Annotated in this window: 15 protein-coding genes; 11 read left to right on the top strand and 4 right to left on the bottom strand. The window is 64.3% G+C overall.

Annotation, left to right across the window (positions count from 1 at the left end):
* Positions 1 to 70: 70 nt before the first annotated feature.
* Complete coding sequence (locus ACTRWG_RS07085; RefSeq protein ID WP_027236043.1) at positions 71 to 556, bottom strand: DUF3576 domain-containing protein; 486 nt, start codon at positions 554 to 556, stop codon at positions 71 to 73.
* Between the two features lie 299 nt (positions 557 to 855).
* Here ACTRWG_RS07085 and ACTRWG_RS07080 point away from each other — a divergent pair, with 299 nt between their 5' ends.
* On the top strand, positions 856 to 1,860 hold the full coding sequence (locus tag ACTRWG_RS07080) for a porin (RefSeq protein ID WP_027236044.1): 1,005 nt from the start codon (positions 856 to 858) through the stop codon (positions 1,858 to 1,860).
* Positions 1,861 to 1,983: 123 nt separating this feature from the next.
* Entirely contained in the window at positions 1,984 to 2,634 is a 651-nt protein-coding gene (locus ACTRWG_RS07075) for a YggS family pyridoxal phosphate-dependent enzyme (RefSeq protein ID WP_027236045.1), read from the top strand.
* A 58-nt stretch (positions 2,635 to 2,692) separates the two neighbouring features.
* On the opposite strand, the gene ACTRWG_RS07070 is transcribed toward ACTRWG_RS07075, so the two are convergent.
* Positions 2,693 to 3,202 carry a L,D-transpeptidase family protein gene (locus ACTRWG_RS07070; protein WP_027236046.1) on the bottom strand — a complete coding sequence of 170 codons (510 nt, stop codon included), beginning with the start codon at positions 3,200 to 3,202 and terminating at the stop codon, positions 2,693 to 2,695.
* Positions 3,202 to 4,290 carry a GTP cyclohydrolase II gene (gene ribA / locus ACTRWG_RS07065; RefSeq protein ID WP_027236047.1) on the bottom strand — a complete coding sequence of 363 codons (1,089 nt, stop codon included), beginning with the start codon at positions 4,288 to 4,290 and terminating at the stop codon, positions 3,202 to 3,204. The genes ACTRWG_RS07070 and ribA overlap by 1 nt, the downstream gene beginning before the upstream one ends.
* A 173-nt stretch (positions 4,291 to 4,463) precedes the next feature.
* Between ribA and ACTRWG_RS07060 the strand changes: the two genes are divergently transcribed.
* The 5 genes from ACTRWG_RS07060 to ACTRWG_RS07040 all read left to right on the top strand — a co-directional run bounded on the left by ACTRWG_RS07060 (position 4,464) and on the right by ACTRWG_RS07040 (position 8,373).
* Complete coding sequence (locus ACTRWG_RS07060; protein WP_027236048.1) at positions 4,464 to 5,150, top strand: response regulator transcription factor; 687 nt, start codon at positions 4,464 to 4,466, stop codon at positions 5,148 to 5,150.
* Between the two features lie 234 nt (positions 5,151 to 5,384).
* Positions 5,385 to 6,173 carry an exodeoxyribonuclease III gene (locus ACTRWG_RS07055; RefSeq protein WP_027236049.1) on the top strand — a complete coding sequence of 263 codons (789 nt, stop codon included), beginning with the start codon at positions 5,385 to 5,387 and terminating at the stop codon, positions 6,171 to 6,173.
* Positions 6,174 to 6,589: 416 nt separating this feature from the next.
* On the top strand, positions 6,590 to 7,516 hold the full coding sequence (locus ACTRWG_RS07050) for a thioredoxin family protein (protein ID WP_027236050.1): 927 nt from the start codon (positions 6,590 to 6,592) through the stop codon (positions 7,514 to 7,516).
* Positions 7,517 to 7,543: 27 nt separating this feature from the next.
* Complete coding sequence (locus ACTRWG_RS07045; RefSeq protein WP_027236051.1) at positions 7,544 to 8,188, top strand: LON peptidase substrate-binding domain-containing protein; 645 nt, start codon at positions 7,544 to 7,546, stop codon at positions 8,186 to 8,188.
* Entirely contained in the window at positions 8,185 to 8,373 is a 189-nt protein-coding gene (locus ACTRWG_RS07040) for a Trm112 family protein (protein ID WP_027236052.1), read from the top strand. The genes ACTRWG_RS07045 and ACTRWG_RS07040 overlap by 4 nt, the downstream gene beginning before the upstream one ends.
* 334 nt (positions 8,374 to 8,707) lie before the next feature.
* Here the strand turns inward: ACTRWG_RS07040 and ACTRWG_RS07035 are convergent, their stop codons facing one another.
* Positions 8,708 to 9,934, bottom strand: a complete 1,227-nt coding sequence (locus ACTRWG_RS07035; protein ID WP_462829160.1) for an FAD-dependent monooxygenase — start codon at positions 9,932 to 9,934, stop codon at positions 8,708 to 8,710.
* Between the two features lie 111 nt (positions 9,935 to 10,045).
* Here ACTRWG_RS07035 and ACTRWG_RS07030 point away from each other — a divergent pair, with 111 nt between their 5' ends.
* The 4 genes from ACTRWG_RS07030 (at position 10,046) to ACTRWG_RS07015 (ending at position 16,487) form a co-directional block, all read left to right on the top strand.
* Positions 10,046 to 11,377, top strand: coding sequence for an amidase (locus ACTRWG_RS07030; protein ID WP_462829159.1), 1,332 nt, complete (start codon positions 10,046 to 10,048; stop codon positions 11,375 to 11,377).
* Between the two features lie 109 nt (positions 11,378 to 11,486).
* Positions 11,487 to 12,665 carry an aminotransferase class I/II-fold pyridoxal phosphate-dependent enzyme gene (locus tag ACTRWG_RS07025; RefSeq protein ID WP_462829158.1) on the top strand — a complete coding sequence of 393 codons (1,179 nt, stop codon included), beginning with the start codon at positions 11,487 to 11,489 and terminating at the stop codon, positions 12,663 to 12,665.
* Positions 12,666 to 12,781: 116 nt separating this feature from the next.
* Complete coding sequence (locus ACTRWG_RS07020; protein ID WP_027236056.1) at positions 12,782 to 15,823, top strand: DNA translocase FtsK; 3,042 nt, start codon at positions 12,782 to 12,784, stop codon at positions 15,821 to 15,823.
* 79 nt (positions 15,824 to 15,902) lie between these two features.
* Entirely contained in the window at positions 15,903 to 16,487 is a 585-nt protein-coding gene (locus tag ACTRWG_RS07015) for a LolA family protein (RefSeq protein ID WP_027236057.1), read from the top strand.
* Positions 16,488 to 16,509: the final 22 nt, after the last annotated feature.

Below are 16,509 nucleotides of genomic sequence, written 5' to 3'. Positions count from 1 at the left end.
GAAAACGCCGGGCAGGGGGCCCGGCGCATCTGATAATGGTGTTTGGCAGGTGATTCCAGTGCGCAGCGGGTCAGAGTTTCTTGTCCGCGATGCGTAGCTGGCGCGCGCGGGAAAGAATCGCGTCTTCGACCGCCCGGGTGGTGCCGGCGCTGACCGGGCCGCCCTTGGACTGCAGCGCAACATTCAGCGAACGCGCGTCCAGCGCCGGGTCCTTGATGTGGATGGTCGCCCGGTAGGAGCGGCCGCCGCCCGGCGGGGTGCCGTATCCCGTCACGATCACACCGGTGAACGGATCGACCGACTGCACCGGCAGGAAGGACAGCACATCCAGGCTTGCAGTCCACAGGTAGCGGTTCACCTGAACGGTCTGGTCCGGCTTGGCGTTCAGGAAGTCAAAGACGGAGGACTTGGTCGCCGCGCCCTGGACCTCTTCCTTGTGGCTGATTGTCCGGGCCGTGCTGGCAGGCGCGTCGCCGCCTCTGTTGCCGCCGCAAGCCGCGAGGCTGAGACAGATCGCACCAACCAAAGTTACCCGCAGGGTCTTTCCGTATTCCATAACCGCTCCCGGAGCCATTTTCTGCGCGAACACCTAACGCAAGCCAAGCCGGCGGAGCAAGGGCTTTGGCTTCTATAGTGCTGCGCTGGCGGGCGTTTGTGCCGTAAGCCGGGGCTTATCCGGCTGCCCCGGGCGCCGGGGGCGGGCAGACTGTGGCAAAGCTGCACCATCCGGGCCCGCATCGTTTCGCCTGACTTTCCCAACACTTGCCAAAACGGGGCCGAAAGAGCGAAACCCCTTGGCATACCCACGCCGGATTCCCCGGTTTGGGCTGAGGAATAGAAAACCGAGGGAAAAACATGAAAAAGGTTCTCTTCGCGACTACCGCGCTGATCGCCACCGCAGGCATGGCCGCGGCGGAAGTCAAAATCTCCGGCTACGGCCGTTTCGGCCTGGACTGGAACGAAGCCAACAGCGCTGTTGCTGGCACCGCCGAAACCAACATCACCAGCCGTTTCCGTCTGACCTTTGACGTGTCGACCGAAACCGACGGCGGCGTCACCGTTGGCGGCCGTATCCGTGCCCAGGCTCGCAGCCGTGACGGTGCACCGGGCACCGCTGCATGGTCCGCACCGCAGTTCCACGTCGCTTACGGCGGCCTGCGTGTGAACGTTGGCAACATCTGGGGCGCGATCGACTCCGCACCGGGCCTGTACCTGAACACCACCTCGGTTGGCACCGGCATCGACGGCATGGGCTTCAACTCCCTGGCCATCGGCAACGGCTTTGACTGGGATACCTTCACTTCCGCAGGCGCTGGCCGCAACGGCATCGAAGCTCTGTACTCCGCAGGCGGTTTCTCCGGCCACATCTCCTACTCGCAGTCGAACGGCGGTACCGTTCTCGGCGAAGCAAACGGCCTGGAACGCGCAGCAATCATGCTGAGCTACTCCTTCGGTGACTACTTCGTGACCGGTGCATACCAGTCCGAAGACAACGGCCGTGCGATCACCAAAAACGGCGCAGCTGTCAGCGCAGGCGACGACCTGATGTTCTTCGCTGCTGGCGCAGACTTCGGCCAGTTCGGCGCGACCCTGTCCTATGGTCAGACCGAAGAAGCTGACGCTGTGACCCTGGCTGGTGAAGCTGAAATCGGCGCAGCCTCGACCGTTGTTGCATGGGTGAACTCCACCGACATCGACACCGGTGTGACCGCTGGCCAGACCCGTCTCGACGGCACTGCCTTCGGCATCAACTACGAGTACGACCTGGGCGGCGGCGTGACCTTCGTTGCTGGCTACGTGAACACCGCAGCCAACACCAACGAAAACTCCGTTCAGGCAGGTCTGCACTTCAGCTTCTAAGCTGAAGCACGCCTAGCGTGACTTTCGGGGCGGGTTCCTTCGGGTCCCGCCCTTTTCTTTTGGCTCTTAACATTTGCAGGCAAACAGTGTTTTTTGCGGCCAAACAAAGATGAGGCCGGACCCATGCCGCTAGAAGAGATCAAATCCAGGATTGCCAAGGCCGAAGCAAAGGCGGGCCGCGCGCCGGGCAGTGTGCAGCTGATTGCGGTCTCCAAGGTGCAGCCGAACGAGCGGGTTGAGGCTGTGCTGGAAGAAGGCCATCGCTGTTTTGGCGAGAATAAGGTGCAGGAGGCCGCAGGCAAATGGCCTGATTTTGCCGAGCGATTCGACGGTATCGACTTGCACCTGATCGGCCCCTTGCAGACCAACAAAGCCCGCCAGGCGATGGAGCTGTTTGACAGCATTCACTCGGTGGACCGTCCCAAGCTGGCCAAGACCCTGGCCCGGCTGGCGCAGGAGCTGGGGAAATGCCCTGACCTGTTCATTCAGGTGAACACCGGCGAAGAGGAGCAGAAGGCGGGCGTGATGCCGGCGGATGCGGATGCTTTCATCGCTGAATGCCGCGCGCTGGATCTGCCGGTCAAGGGGCTGATGTGCATCCCGCCGGTGGATGAGGAGCCCAGCCTGCACTTCGCGCTGCTGGCCAAGATTGCCAAACGCAATGGCCTGCAGGGGCTGTCGATGGGCATGAGCGGCGATTTCGAGACTGCAATTGCACTTGGCGCGACCCATGTCCGCGTTGGCTCTGCCATTTTCGGCGCCCGAACCTATTGAGGCGCAAAAGTTCTGTGAAAACTTTCACCCAAGACTTTTTGGAAAAGTCTTGGGTGCGTCAGGCGCTGCCCAAGGGCGGCACAATGAGCCGGGTGCCCGGTTGGGTCCGGGCGGCCAGCCAGTGCAGGTGCGAGCGGGAAAAGGCGATGCAGCCCTCGGTGGGGAACCCCGGACGCCGCCACTGGTGCAGAAAGATCGCTGAGCCCTTGCCGGGCACGGCCTCCGGCCAGTTCCAATCCGTGATCAGGACCAGGTCATACAGCGGATCGGCACGGCGCAGCTTTTCGTGGCTGAACGCATAAGGCGCCCGGACATGATGGTTGTAGGCGCTGTGGCCTGCATCGTCCGACCACAAATCGCCTGGGCCGATCGGCTGTGCCCAGGGGGCAGGGCGGCTGAGGCGGTCCGGGCGGTAGAGCATGCCCGCAATCCGGTGGGTGCCAACGGGTGTGGCGCCATCGCCTTCGCGTTTGGCGCGGGACAGCCCGCCTTTGCCGATGGAGCAGGGCAGCATCCGGCCCAGGAAACGCACACCGCGCGGGGTCAGGACCAGATCGGCCGGCGTCATTACAGCATGTGCCCGGATTTGCGGGCCTTGGTGGCCAGATAATGCTGGTTGTGGGCGTTTTCACCGACTTTCAGGGCCACCCGTTCCGCGACATGAACGCCGGTTTTTTCCATCATCGCGATCTTGTTCGGGTTGTTGGTCAGCAGCCGCACCTGGGAAAATCCCATCTTTTGCAAAATGGCCGCCCCCAGGCGGAAATCACGCTCGTCATCCTCGAAGCCCAGGCGGTGGTTGGCCTCCACCGTGTCAAAGCCTTGATCCTGCAAGGAATAAGCGCGCATTTTATTGGCAAGCCCGATGCCGCGGCCCTCCTGATTAAGGTACAGCAGCACACCTGCGCCTTCTTCGCCCATCTGCGCCAGTGCGCCGCGCAGCTGCGGGCCGCAATCGCATTTGAGCGAGCCCAGCACATCGCCGGTGAAACAGGCGGAATGCAGCCGCGCCAGCACCGGTCTGGAGCGGTCGGGACGGCCGATTTCGACGGCATAATGCTCCTCGGCGCCGTCTTCGGGCCGGAAGATGTGCAACCGCCCGGCCTCGGCGGCGTCCATAGGCAGACGTGCGGCGGCAACCGGGTGCAAGGGCGAGCTTTCGCTGAGCAGCGGAGCTGCGGCAGTCCGCGAAATAGTGGTCAGCCCGTGATCCGCCGCAAAGGCGGCTGCACCGCTGAGCGGCACCAGCGCCGCGGCCGGCAGCAGACGTGCGGATTTCACCAGCGCGATTGCCAGCCGGTGCAAGTTTGCACTGCCGCCGCGCTGGCTGGACAGCGGGCCCTTCATCGGCGTGTTCAGGTCGTCCGCCGGGTCCGCCAGCGCCTGAATCCAGTCCAGACCTTCGGTGTCCGGGACGGTTACGCGGGCGGTGTCCTCGTCGTAAACCCGCGCTTTCAGCGTATCCGCCCTCCGCGCTGTCAGAGCCAGCGACAGATCCCCCAGCGCCCGCAGGTCCGCCAGGCGCGCCTCGGTCAGGGATTCGACAGCAATCGCCAGCGCTGCCTCATCGCCGCAGGTGAGCACCACCGGCAGGCCCATGCGCAGATCGACCCGGGCGCGGGCCAGCAATTCGATCATGGTGGGCATCAGGCTCATGCGGGGTATCCGGTGTTATTCTGTAACAAAGGCTCGCCGTCTTTACGCCCAAATGCAACGGATGTGAAACATTTTCCATGTCATGGACACGTCGGCGTGAGAGTTTTGCAGCAAATCTTGCCGCGGGCGCAAGGGATGCGCATTTGTGGTTCTAAGAACAGGAGGGTTAGCCGATGGCGCAACTGAAGAAAATTCTGCTGGTTGATGACGACGAAGACCTGCGCGAGGCCTTGAGCGAGCAACTGGTGATGACCGAGGACTTCGATGTCTTTGAGGCGGAGAACGGTCAAAGCGCGATGGAGCGCGCCAAGGAAGCCCTCTATGACCTGATCATACTGGATGTCGGCCTGCCGGATACCGACGGGCGGGAGCTGTGCCGCCTGATGCGCAAGCAGGGGGTAAAGGCGCCGATCCTGATGCTGACCGGCCATGACAGCGATGCCGACACTATCCTTGGGCTGGATGCCGGCGCCAATGACTATGTCTCCAAGCCGTTCAAATTCCCGGTGCTGCTGGCGCGGATCCGTGCTCAGCTGCGCCAGCATGAACAGTCCGAAGACGCGGTCTTTGCGCTGGGGCCGTATACGTTCAAGCCCGCGATGAAGCTGCTGATCACCGAAGACGACCGCAAGATCCGGCTGACCGAGAAAGAGACCAATATCCTCAAGTTTCTGTACCGCTCCAGCGATGGGGTGGTGCCGCGCGACGTGCTGCTGCATGAGGTTTGGGGCTACAATGCGGGTGTCACCACCCACACGCTGGAAACCCATATCTACCGGCTGCGGCAGAAAATTGAGCCCGATCCGTCCAATGCGCGCCTGCTGGTGACGGAATCAGGCGGATACCGGCTGGTCGCCTGAGGCATGGCGTTGAGCCAGATCAAAGAAGACAGTAGAGTTCATCTTTAGACTGTATTCGATCCCGCGCATATCCGGGTTACGATATGCACCTCCCTGTTGGACTTGGCCGGGCCTCGAGCCCGGCCTTTTTTTGGCGCTGGACCGCGCGGCGCCTTTGCGCAATTCATCTCTGGCCCTTCCTGGCCGGGGCGGGCAGTATCGCGCCCGAATCCGGATTTCATGATGAGGCGCGCGATGCCATTTACCCTTGCCACCTGGAACATCAACTCGGTCCGCCTGCGCGAGCCGATCGTGCAAAAGCTCTTGCAGGAGGAAGGGCCGGATGTGCTGTGCCTGCAGGAGTGCAAAAGCCCGGTGGAGAAGATCCCGGTGGAGGGGTTTGCGGCGCTTGGTTATGGCCACATGATCGCGCGCGGGCAGAAGGGCTATAACGGCGTTGCGATCCTGTCGCGGCTGCCGATCGAGGATATCGGCGAGCAGGACTTTGCCGGCCTGGGCCATGCCCGCCATGTGGCCGGACGGCTGGAAAACGGGGTAGTGATCCACAACTTTTATGTGCCGGCGGGCGGCGATGTGCCGGACCGGGACGTGAATGAGAAGTTCGGCCAGAAGCTGGATTACCTGACGGACATGCGCGACTGGTTCCATGCGGAAAAGCCGGAGAAATCCATTCTCGTCGGCGACCTGAATATTGCGCCGCGGGAGGATGACGTCTGGGATCACAAGAAGCTGCTGAAAGTGGTGAGCCACACGCCCGTAGAGGTCGAGCATCTGGCCGATACCCAAGAGGCCGGCGGCTGGGTCGACATCACCCGCCGGGATATTCCGGAGGGCAAACTGTACAGCTGGTGGTCGTACCGCGCGCGCGATTGGGACGCCGCGGACAAGGGGCGGCGGCTGGATCATGTCTGGGCGACGCCGGATATCGCAGGGGCGGGCCATTCCAGCCGGATTCTGCGCGATGCCCGCGGCTGGGAAAAACCCAGCGACCATGCGCCGGTGTTTGCAACCTTCGACCTGTGACGGAGGGCGGGGGGCTCCCGCCTGATCCGGGCCCTCCGGGGGAGGGCCCTCCTCAGTTGGGCCAGGCACTGCGCTGGCGCGCAGTGCGGGCACGCCGCGCGACAGCGCGGCGCGCGGCCCAACGCCGCCAGGGGGCTGGCGCAGCCAGGGCCCGCCAGCGGGGGCGGGAGAGCACCCGGTCAGCGCAGCCGGAACCGGAGCCGGACGGGCAGGCTCATCAGCGGCAGCGCCTGCCATGCGGCTGTAAACGCTCCAAGGATTGGCGTGCCGGTCCCAGGCGGCCTCGTCCGCGCGCATCAGCCGTTCCGGCGCGGCAAAAAGGCCAAACCGCGGCCGGGCCATGGGCAAACTCCTCTCTTGGTTTCCGGCGCACAGGATTCCATATAGGGGGGAAGTTCCAAGCGGAGAACAAACTGATGAGCGATATTATTGGCAGCGCCGCACCGGCGGGCGATCTGATCAAGGACGTGACCGAAGCAACCTTCATGCAGGACGTTGTCGAGGCGTCGATGCAAGCTCCGGTGATCGTGGATTTCTGGGCGCCCTGGTGCGGCCCCTGCAAGACCCTGGGCCCGATGCTGGAGGCCGCCGTCACCAAGGCCAAGGGTGCTGTGACCATGGCCAAGATCAATGTGGACGAAAACCAGCGCCTGGCCCAGGCGCTGGCGCAGCAGGGGCTGCCGCTGCAATCCATCCCGACCGTTGTCGCCTTTGTGCAGGGCCGCCCGGTCGACATGTTCCAGGGCGCCCTGCCGGCGTCGGAAATCGACGCCTTCCTGAAGAAGGTGATCGAGGCCGCGGGCGGCACCGCGGACGGCGGGCTTGGCGAAGCGCTGGAAGCCGCGGAGCAGATGCTGGCCGAAGGCGCGGTTGCGGATGCGGCCCAGACCTTTGCCGCTATCCTGGGCGAGGATGACAAGAATGCTGCGGCTTATGGCGGTCTGGCGCGGGCTCATATTGCGCTGGGCGAGTTGGATCAGGCCGAAGCGGTTCTGAACGGCGCGCCGGCGGAAATCGCCGAAGCCGCGGAAATCGAAGCAGCTTTTGCGCAAATCGAACTCGCGCGGCAGGCGGAAAATGCCGGCCCGGTGGCTGAGCTTCGGGCCGCTGTGGACGCAAACCCCGGGGATCATCAGGCCCGCTTCGACCTGGCGCAGGCCCTGCATGCATCGGGTGACACCGGGGCTGCCGTCGACGAGCTGCTGGAGCTGTTCCGCCGCGACCGGGAGTGGAATGACGGTGCCGCCAAGACGCAGCTCTTCACCATCTTCGACGCGCTCAAGCCGAACGACCCGGTGGTTCTGAACGGCCGGCGCAAACTGAGCTCAATGATATTTGCCTAAGATCGGGGCAGCACTACACTCTGTCCTATGATCCAGCCTGCTGATCTGCCGGACACGATTGCCGTGTTTCCCTTGCCCGGGGCGCTTTTGCTGCCCCGCTCGCGCCTGCCGCTGCACATCTTTGAGCCGCGGTATCTGCAAATGCTTGAAGACACGCTGAAAACGCGGCAGCGGCTGATCGGCATGGTGCAGCCTTGCCCGGGCCCGAACGGGCAAGATGAGGATCTGCATGCGATCGGCTGCGCCGGGCGGGTCACCCAGTTTTCCGAGACCGAGGACGGGCGGTATCTGGTCACGCTGTCAGGCGTGTCCCGATTCCGCGTCACCCGCGAGTCCAGCGGGTTTTCCCCGTACCGGCGCTGCGATGTCAGCTGGGCGGGCTTTGAACGGGACCTGGGCCGGTCGGAGGCGGATGAGACGCTGGACCGCCCTTCATTTCTGAATCTGCTGGAGCGGTTCTTTATGGCGCGCAGCCTGTCGACGGACTGGGAGGCCCTGAAAGAGGCTGAGGACGAGCTGCTGATCAATTCCCTGGCGATGCTCCTGGAGTTCGACCCTGAGGACAAACAGGCCTTGCTCGAGGCGCCTTGCCTTGCGACAAGGCGGGAAACGCTTGTCACTTTGATTGAATTCGCCCTGCGCGGCGGCTCTCAGGAGGAAACCCTGCAATGACCGAACCACAGGCGCCTGCCTTTGACCGGCGGATGCTGGAAGCGCTGGTCTGCCCGCTGACCCAGACGGTGCTGGACTACGATGCCCAGGCACAGGAGCTGATCTCGCGCGCGGCCAATCTTGCCTTCCCGATCCGCAACGGTATTCCAGTGATGCTGGTGGATGAGGCACGCGAGCTGGACTGAGGCCGGTCTCAGCTTGGAACGGTCCTGACAGCCGCAACCGGAGGGCTCCCGCGCCTTTGAAGTGCGCCGGCTGCACCGGCGGCCCTTGCAAGGCTTGGGCCCGGCGCCGCGCTGAGGCGCGGCGCGGTTGTTCTGCCCGCGCAGCGTTTCGGGAATACTGGAAGGCAGTGCCCCGCGGCGGCGAAGTCCAGTCAATAGCCGGAACGCCGGAGCCTGTCCGCGCCGCAGCAGTGCGCGCCAGCGCGGTGCCACGCCCAACTGTGCAGGGGCACCCCCGCGGGATGTTCCGGAGCAGGCGGGAGCACCCCCGCCGTTACCTTCTGCGCGACGCGACCTAGATCGCCCGGCCTTTCAGCAGCCGGGGCAGGTCGCCGGTCAGCCCGGCCGCCTCGCGCACGAAATTGCGGCGCAGCCCGGGGATCGTGCCGGCCACGCCCATGCCGATGTCCCGGCCCAGCCGCAGAAGCGGGTTATCATTTGAAAACAACCGGTTGAACACGTCCGTCGCTGCCGCCAGCGAGGCAGTGTCGAACCGGCGCCATTGCTGATAGCGCTCCATCACCAGCGGCGAGCCGATATCTTCGCCCCGCCGGGTGGCCTCGGTGATCACCTCGGCCAGCGCTCCGACATCGCGCAGGCCGGCGTTCAGGCCCTGACCGGCAATCGGGTGCATACCATGCGCGGCGTCACCGACCAGGGCCAGGCGGTCACCGATAAAGCTGTTGGCGATGGTCAGGTTCAGAGGGTAAGTAAAGCGCTTGCCGGCCAGGGAAATCTCTCCCAGGAAATCGCCGAACCGCGGACGCAGCGCTTGGATGTACTCCGCATCGCCCAGTGCGTGGATGGCCTTGGCGGTTTCGGTCCGCTCGCTCCACACAATTGACGACCGGTTGCCCGGCAGCGGCAGGATCGCCAGCGGCCCGGGCGGCATGAAGAACTGGTGTGCGATGCCGTGGTGCGGTTTTTCGTGGTCGATGGCGCAGACCAGCGCGGTCTGGCCGTAGTCCCAGCCGGTGCGTTTGATGCCGGCCCGCTGGGCGGTGCCGCTGCGGCGCCCGTCGGAACCGACCAGAACCTGGCCGCGCAGCTCTCCGCCGTCATCCAGCGTGACGGTCACGCCGGTCTGGTCCGGAGCCTGTGCGGTCACGGTCCGTCCCGACACCAGGGTAATGCCAGGAGCATCTTCCATCACCTCCAGGAAGGCGCGGCGCAGGAAGCGGTCCTCGACCATGTATCCCATCGGGCCTTCTTCCAGCTCGGCATGGTCGAAGTGGATAAAGAACGGCGAGGGCCCGTGGCCTGCGTGCCCGTCCGTCACCTTGATCTCCAGCATCGGCTGCGCATTGTCCCCGACATGCTGCCAGACACCGGTCTGCTGCAGCAGCCGCTGCGAGGCAAGCGCCAGCGCATAGCCGCGGCCGTCGAACCCCTCATCGGCCAGTTTGTCAGGGGTCAGCGAGTCGACCACGGTGACGCTGTGGCCGGTCTGTGCCAGGGCCAAGGCCAGTGCGGGACCGTTCAGCCCGCCGCCTACGATCAGGATATCGGACGCATTTTTCATGCCCCGCAATATGCGCCTGCTGGCGGGATTGTCCATGCAGGAAGCGCGGGATTGTGCCTGCGTCCTGCTGCCGCTACCGTCACCCGCAACTGCTTATGGGGAGACGGGCCTATGCAAGACTGGCTGACGATGACGGCCGCCGATCTGGGACGCGGGATTGAGGCGGGTGAAATCGGCCCGGTGGCGCTGACCCGCTGCTATCTGGAGGCGATCGAAGCCGATCCGCTGAAAGACCGGATTTACACGCAGGTGACCCATGATCGCGCCATCGCCGAGGCCGAAGCGTCGCAGAAGCGTGCTGATCTGGGACTGCGCCGCTCGCTGCTGGACGGGGTGCCGGTCAGCTGGAAAGACCTGTTCGACAGCGCTGGCACGGCGACCGAATCCGGCTCTGACCTGCTGAAAGGCCGGGTGCCGGATCAGGATGCGGCTGTTCTGCGCAACGCAACCCTGATGGGCACGGTCTGCCTGGGCAAAACCCACATGAGCGAGCTGGCCTTTTCCGGTCTGGGCTTCAACCCGGTCAAGCAAACGCCGCCCTGCGTGAATGACCAGGCGGCGGCGCCGGGCGGGTCGTCCTCCGGTGCCGCGGCATCAGTGGCCTTTGGCCTGGCGGCGGCTGGTATCGGCTCTGATACGGGCGGCTCGGTGCGCATCCCCTCTGCCTGGAACGACCTGGTGGGGCTCAAGACCACATCGGGCCGGATCACGCTGGAGGGCGTGGTGCCGCTGTGCCTGAAATTCGACACCATTGGCCCGCTGGCCCGCTCGGTGGAGGATGCGGGGCTGCTGCTAGGCGTGCTGGAAGGTACCGCGGGTCCTGACCTGCGCCATCCCGCTGGTTTGAAAGGGCGCCGTTTTGCCGATCTGCAGAACATCGTGCACGATGATCTGGACCCGAAAATTGCGGCGGCCTACCAGGAAACGCTGGAGAAGCTGAAGGAGGCTGGGGCGCAGATCGTGCCGCTGGAGGTGCCGGAGCTGGAAGAGGCGATGGGCCTCAGCCCGATTCTCTACACCACCGAAGCCTATGGCCTGTGGAAAGACGTGATCGAGGTATCGCCGCAGCTGATGTATCCGGAAATCCTGGAGCGTTTCCGCACCGGTGCGCAGTTCAGCGGCCCGGATTATGTTGCGGCCTGGGCCAAGCTGGAACGCTGCCGGATGGCCTGGGATCAGGCTGTGGCCGGCTTTGATGCGGTGCTCAGCCCGGTTTCGCCGAACCTGCCGCCGAACCTGGAACGTCTGCAAAGCGACCACGACTATTACGTGCAGTCCAATCTGCTGGCCCTGCGCAATACGCGGGTCGGAAACCTGATGGGCGTTTGCGCGCTGTCGCTGCCCACCGGCACGCCCAGCTGCGGCTTGCAGGTGCTGGGCCAGCCGGACTGCGAAGAGTCGCTGCTGCGCACCGGTTCTGCGATTGAGGCCGCCTTGGCCTGAAAGCCACATTCGGCCCAGCGGGACACTCACCGGGTGGACGCACCCGCCCGCCATCTGTAACCTGAGGCGCAAACGGGGCGCCAATGATCCCGTGACTGAGGCATAAGATATGGATTTTCCTGAGCGGTTTTCGAACCTGCCAGCCTATGCGTTTCCGCGCCTGCGGGCGCTTTTGGACCATCACACCCCCGGCGGGGATGTGGTGCATATGACCATTGGCGAGCCGAAACATGCTTTTCCGGCCTGGGTCACCGATGTCATCGCGGAAAACGCCGCCGGGTTTAACCAGTACCCGAACAACGACGGCACGCCGGAACTGCGCGGTGCCATTTCGGATTGGATCAGCCGCCGTTACGGCGTGAGCGCGGATCCGGAGACGCAGATCATGGCGCTGAACGGCACCCGCGAGGGGTTGTATAACGCCGCCATGGCACTGTGCCCGGAGCAGAAGAACGGCCAGAAGCCGGCAGTGCTCATCCCGAACCCGTTTTACCAGGTCTACATGGTCGCGACGATTTCGGTCGGCGCAGAGCCTGTGTTTGTCCCCGCGACGGCAGCCACCGGTCATCTGCCGGACTATGAAAACCTGCCGGAGGACGTGCTGAACCGTACTGCCGTCGCCTATATCTGTTCCCCTGCCAACCCGCAGGGCGCTGTGGCTTCGCGCGACTACTGGACCCGGCTGATCCAGCTGGCCGAGAAATACGATTTCCGCATCTTCGCAGATGAATGCTATTCCGAGATCTACCGCGATGAGGCGCCCGTGGGGGCGCTGACCGTGGCAAAGGAACTGGGCGCCGATCCTGAACGCGTGGTGCTGTTCAACTCGCTGTCCAAGCGGTCGAACCTGCCGGGCCTGCGCTCTGGCCTGATTGCGGGCGGGCCGGAAACCATCAAACGCGTCAAGCAGCTGCGCGCCTATTCCGGGGCTCCGCTGCCGGGTCCCTTGCAGGCTGCCGCCGCCAGGGTCTGGGCGGATGAGGCGCATGTGGCGGAGAACCGTGCGCTTTATCAGGAAAAATACAAGATCGCCGATGAGGTCTTTGACGGCCTCGACGGATATATGGCGCCCGAAGCGGGCTTCTTCCTGTGGCTTCCGGTGGAGAATGGCGAGCAGGCCGCGCTGAAGCTGTGGACGGAAACCGGCGTGCGGGTGCTGCCCGGCGCTTATCTGGCGCAGGGCGAACCTGGGCAGAACCCGGGCGAGAGCTACATCAGGGTGGCGCTTGTCGCCCCCGCCGAGGACACCCGCAAGGCGCTGAGCACGCTGCGCGGCTGTCTTTACTGAATTCTGCTGCGCGGCGCCTGGCTGGGGGCCGCACAGCCAAGACCAAAAAACGGACAGGCGCGTGACCCCGCGGTGAACAGCGGGGCACGGGCAAAGGAAACGGAACTGAGGTAGGCATGGCATTTCAAACCCGCAGCCGCGATCCGCTGCTCGACAGCAATATGCAGGCGGCCATTGAAAAGCGCGGCAAGGAACTGATCGGGATCGCCCTGATTCTGGTGGGGCTGATGGTTGCGGCCATGCTTGGCTCCTACACGCCGGAGGATCCGAACTGGACCGTTTCCACTGACGCGCCGGTGCAGAACTGGCTGGGCCGCCCGGGCGCTTCTGTCTCCTTCATCCTGATCACCTTGTTCGGCAAGGCCAGCTGGGCGCTGCCGCTGTTCCTGTCGGCTTGGGGCCTGCGGTTTGTGCTGCACCGGGGCGAGGACCGGGTGGTCTGGCCGCTGCTGCTGTCGGTGCCTTGGCTGCTGATCGTGGCGCTGCATATGGAAACCCTGAATGCCAGCTCTACTTGGCAGCAGAACTATGATTTCGGCCTGGGCGGCATGGTGGGCTACACCTTCCTGGGCGCGCTCTTGGCGCTGCTGCCGGTCAGCCTGCATTTCATGGTCAAGATCATGTCGCTGCTGAGTGCGGCAGGGATGCTGGCGCTGGGCTGCGCCGTGCTGGGCTTTACCTGGCTGGAGGTGAAGAAAGGCCTGCACAAGGTCATGGTCGGGCTGATCCTGGGCTATGGCGCGGTTGCCGCTCTGCTGGGCCGCGGCGCCTCCAGCGGGCTGCAGGCCGCGATGACCTACCGCAAGGAGCGGGCCGGACGGGCACCAGAAGCCGATGAGGCTGCCGCCTATGCAAGCGAAGACCAAGGCCCGGAGATGTTCGAGGACTATCCCGAAGAGCCCTATGGCGATTATATGGATGAGGCTGCCCGGGCAGAGCCGGCAGCGCCGGCCAAGGGTGGGCTGCTGTCCCGAATGCCGGGGCTGATCCGCCGCGCCGCGCCTGCGCCGGCGGCAGAACACGCCCATGCGGCAGAGATGCAGGCAGCGGATGACGCTGAAACTTTGCCAGAGGGAGAGGCCGGCGAGGACCGGATTTCCCAGAAAATCGCCAATGCCGTCCGCATCCGCCGTGCCGCTGATGTGCCGCCGGAACAGGATCCGAACCTGCCGCTGACCAAAGGCCGCGGTCAGCGCCCTGCGCCGCTGATCTTCAATCCGGCAGCCGCCCAGGGCGGGCTGCCGCCCGAGCCGCCGCTGACCGCAGCGCTGAACCCGGTGCCGCCGCTTCCGGACGAGCCGCCCCTGGTCTGGCAGGCGCCTGCGGAGGAGGCTGCGATCCCCGAAGCGCCAGTTGAAGCGCCAGTTGCAGAGCGGCACGAAGATCCCGACTCCGGCGGCGATGCTCCCGGTCCCGATACGCTGACCCCGGACCACGTGCCCTCCGAAGCGCTTCCGCTGTCCGCCGCGCCGGCTTCGCCCGCCCCGGAAAAAACCAAGGCAGGGCCGCGCCTGACCGTTGACCTGCCGGTGGCAGAGCCGCGCAAGGCAGTTGTTGAAAAGCCGGTGCGCAAGACTGTGCAGCCGTCGGCGCGCGCCAAGGCCGAGGCCCAGCCAAATCTGGCCTTTGACGACAGCAGCAGCGATTTCGAGCTGCCGCCGCTCAGCCTGCTGACCAACCCGGCAAGCATCGAGCGCCACCACCTCAGCGATGAAGCGCTGGAAGAAAACGCCCGGATGCTGGAAACGGTGCTGGACGACTATGGCGTCAAGGGCGAGATCGTCTCGGTCCGTCCCGGCCCTGTGGTGACCATGTATGAGCTGGAGCCGGCGCCGGGCCTCAAGGCCTCGCGTGTGATCGGCCTGGCGGATGACATCGCGCGCTCCATGTCGGCGCTGTCGGCGCGGGTGTCCACCGTGCCCGGCCGCACCGTGATCGGCATCGAACTGCCGAACGAGAACCGTGAGAAGGTGGTGCTGCGCGAAATCCTGTCCTCCCGCGACTTCGGCGACGGCAACCACGCGCTGCCGCTGGCGCTGGGCAAGGATATCGGCGGCGACGCCATGGTCGCGAACCTGGCAAAGATGCCGCACCTGCTGATCGCGGGCACCACCGGCTCCGGTAAGTCGGTGGCGATCAACACCATGATCCTGTCGCTGCTGTACAAGCTGACCCCGGATGAATGCCGCCTGATCATGATCGACCCCAAGATGCTGGAACTGTCGGTCTATGACGGCATCCCGCATCTGCTGTCCCCTGTTGTGACCGACCCGAAAAAGGCGGTTGTGGCCCTGAAGTGGGTCGTCGGCGAGATGGAAGACCGCTACCGCAAGATGTCCAAGATGGGCGTGCGCAACATCGCGGGCTACAACGGCCGGGTGAAGGATGCGCTGGCCAAGGGCGAAATGTTCTCGCGCACGGTGCAGACCGGATTTGATGACGACACCGGCGAGCCGGTGTTCGAGACTGAAGAGTTCGAACCCAAGGCACTGCCTTATATCGTCGTGATCGTTGACGAGATGGCCGACCTGATGATGGTCGCGGGCAAGGAGATCGAGGCGTGTATCCAGCGCCTTGCGCAAATGGCGCGGGCCTCCGGCATCCACCTGATCATGGCCACCCAGCGTCCCTCGGTCGATGTGATCACCGGCACCATCAAGGCAAACTTCCCGACCCGGATTTCCTTCCAGGTGACCTCCAAGGTCGACAGCCGCACCATTCTGGGCGAGATGGGCGCTGAGCAGCTCTTGGGCATGGGCGACATGCTTTATATGGCAGGCGGCGCCAAGATCACCCGCTGCCACGGCCCGTTCTGTTCGGATGAAGAGGTTGAGGAGGTGGTAAACCACCTCAAGCAATTCGGCCCGCCGGATTACGTCGGCAGCGTGCTGGACGGCCCCGACGACGACAAGGCCGATAATATCGACGCGGTTCTGGGGCTGAACACCGGCGGCAACACCAATGGCGAGGATGCGCTCTATGATCAGGCTGTTGCCATCGTGATCAAGGACCGCAAGTGCTCCACCTCCTACATCCAGCGCAAGCTGGCGATCGGGTACAACAAAGCGGCCCGTCTGGTGGAGCAGATGGAAGAAGAGGGCGTCGTCTCTGCCGCCAACCACGTTGGCAAGCGGGAAATTCTGGTTCCCGAACAGTGAGCTGACAAAATTCTGCCGATGCCGGATCCTCGCGGGTCCGGCATCTTCACATCTGCAATGCCGCACCTATGTTGGACTCATGAAACGGATTGCACTTGCCATTGCGCTGACCCTCGCCGCGCCGGCGTCCTGGGCGGCAGAGAAATTGAGCCTGAACGAGATTTCCAGTTATCTGAACGGGATCTCCACAGCGTCTTCACCCTTCACCCAAATCAACGATGATGGCAGCCTGTCGACCGGTAAGCTGTATATGCACCGGCCGGGGCGGATGCGGTTTGAGTATGACGGCAAGGGCGGCGGCACGGTGGTGGCCGGCGGCGGGGCGGTGGTGATTCACGACCCCAAGTCGAACCAGCCGCCAGAGACCTATCCGCTGAAACGGACGCCGCTGTCGATTATCCTCGACCGCCGGGTGGATCTGGGTCGCGCCAACATGGTGGTGGGGCACAGCTTTGACGGAACCTCGACCATCGTGCGGGCGCAGGATCCGGAGCATCCGGATTACGGCAGTATCGAGATGATGTTCACCGGTGATCCGGTGGAGCTGCGCAAGTGGGTGATCCATGACAGCGCAGGGGGCAAGACAACCGTCATCCTGGGCGCAATGACAACCGGCCAGAAGCTGTCTTCCAGTCTGTTCGCCACCAGCGGCAGATCCCGCTAAGGCACGTCCCACAGCGCAACGG

The sequence above is a fragment of the Leisingera sp. G5_S3_59_S7 genome (assembly GCF_054968485.1).
The sequence above is the reverse complement of the archived record's forward strand: the minus strand, read 5'-3'. Positions and strand labels throughout refer to the sequence as shown.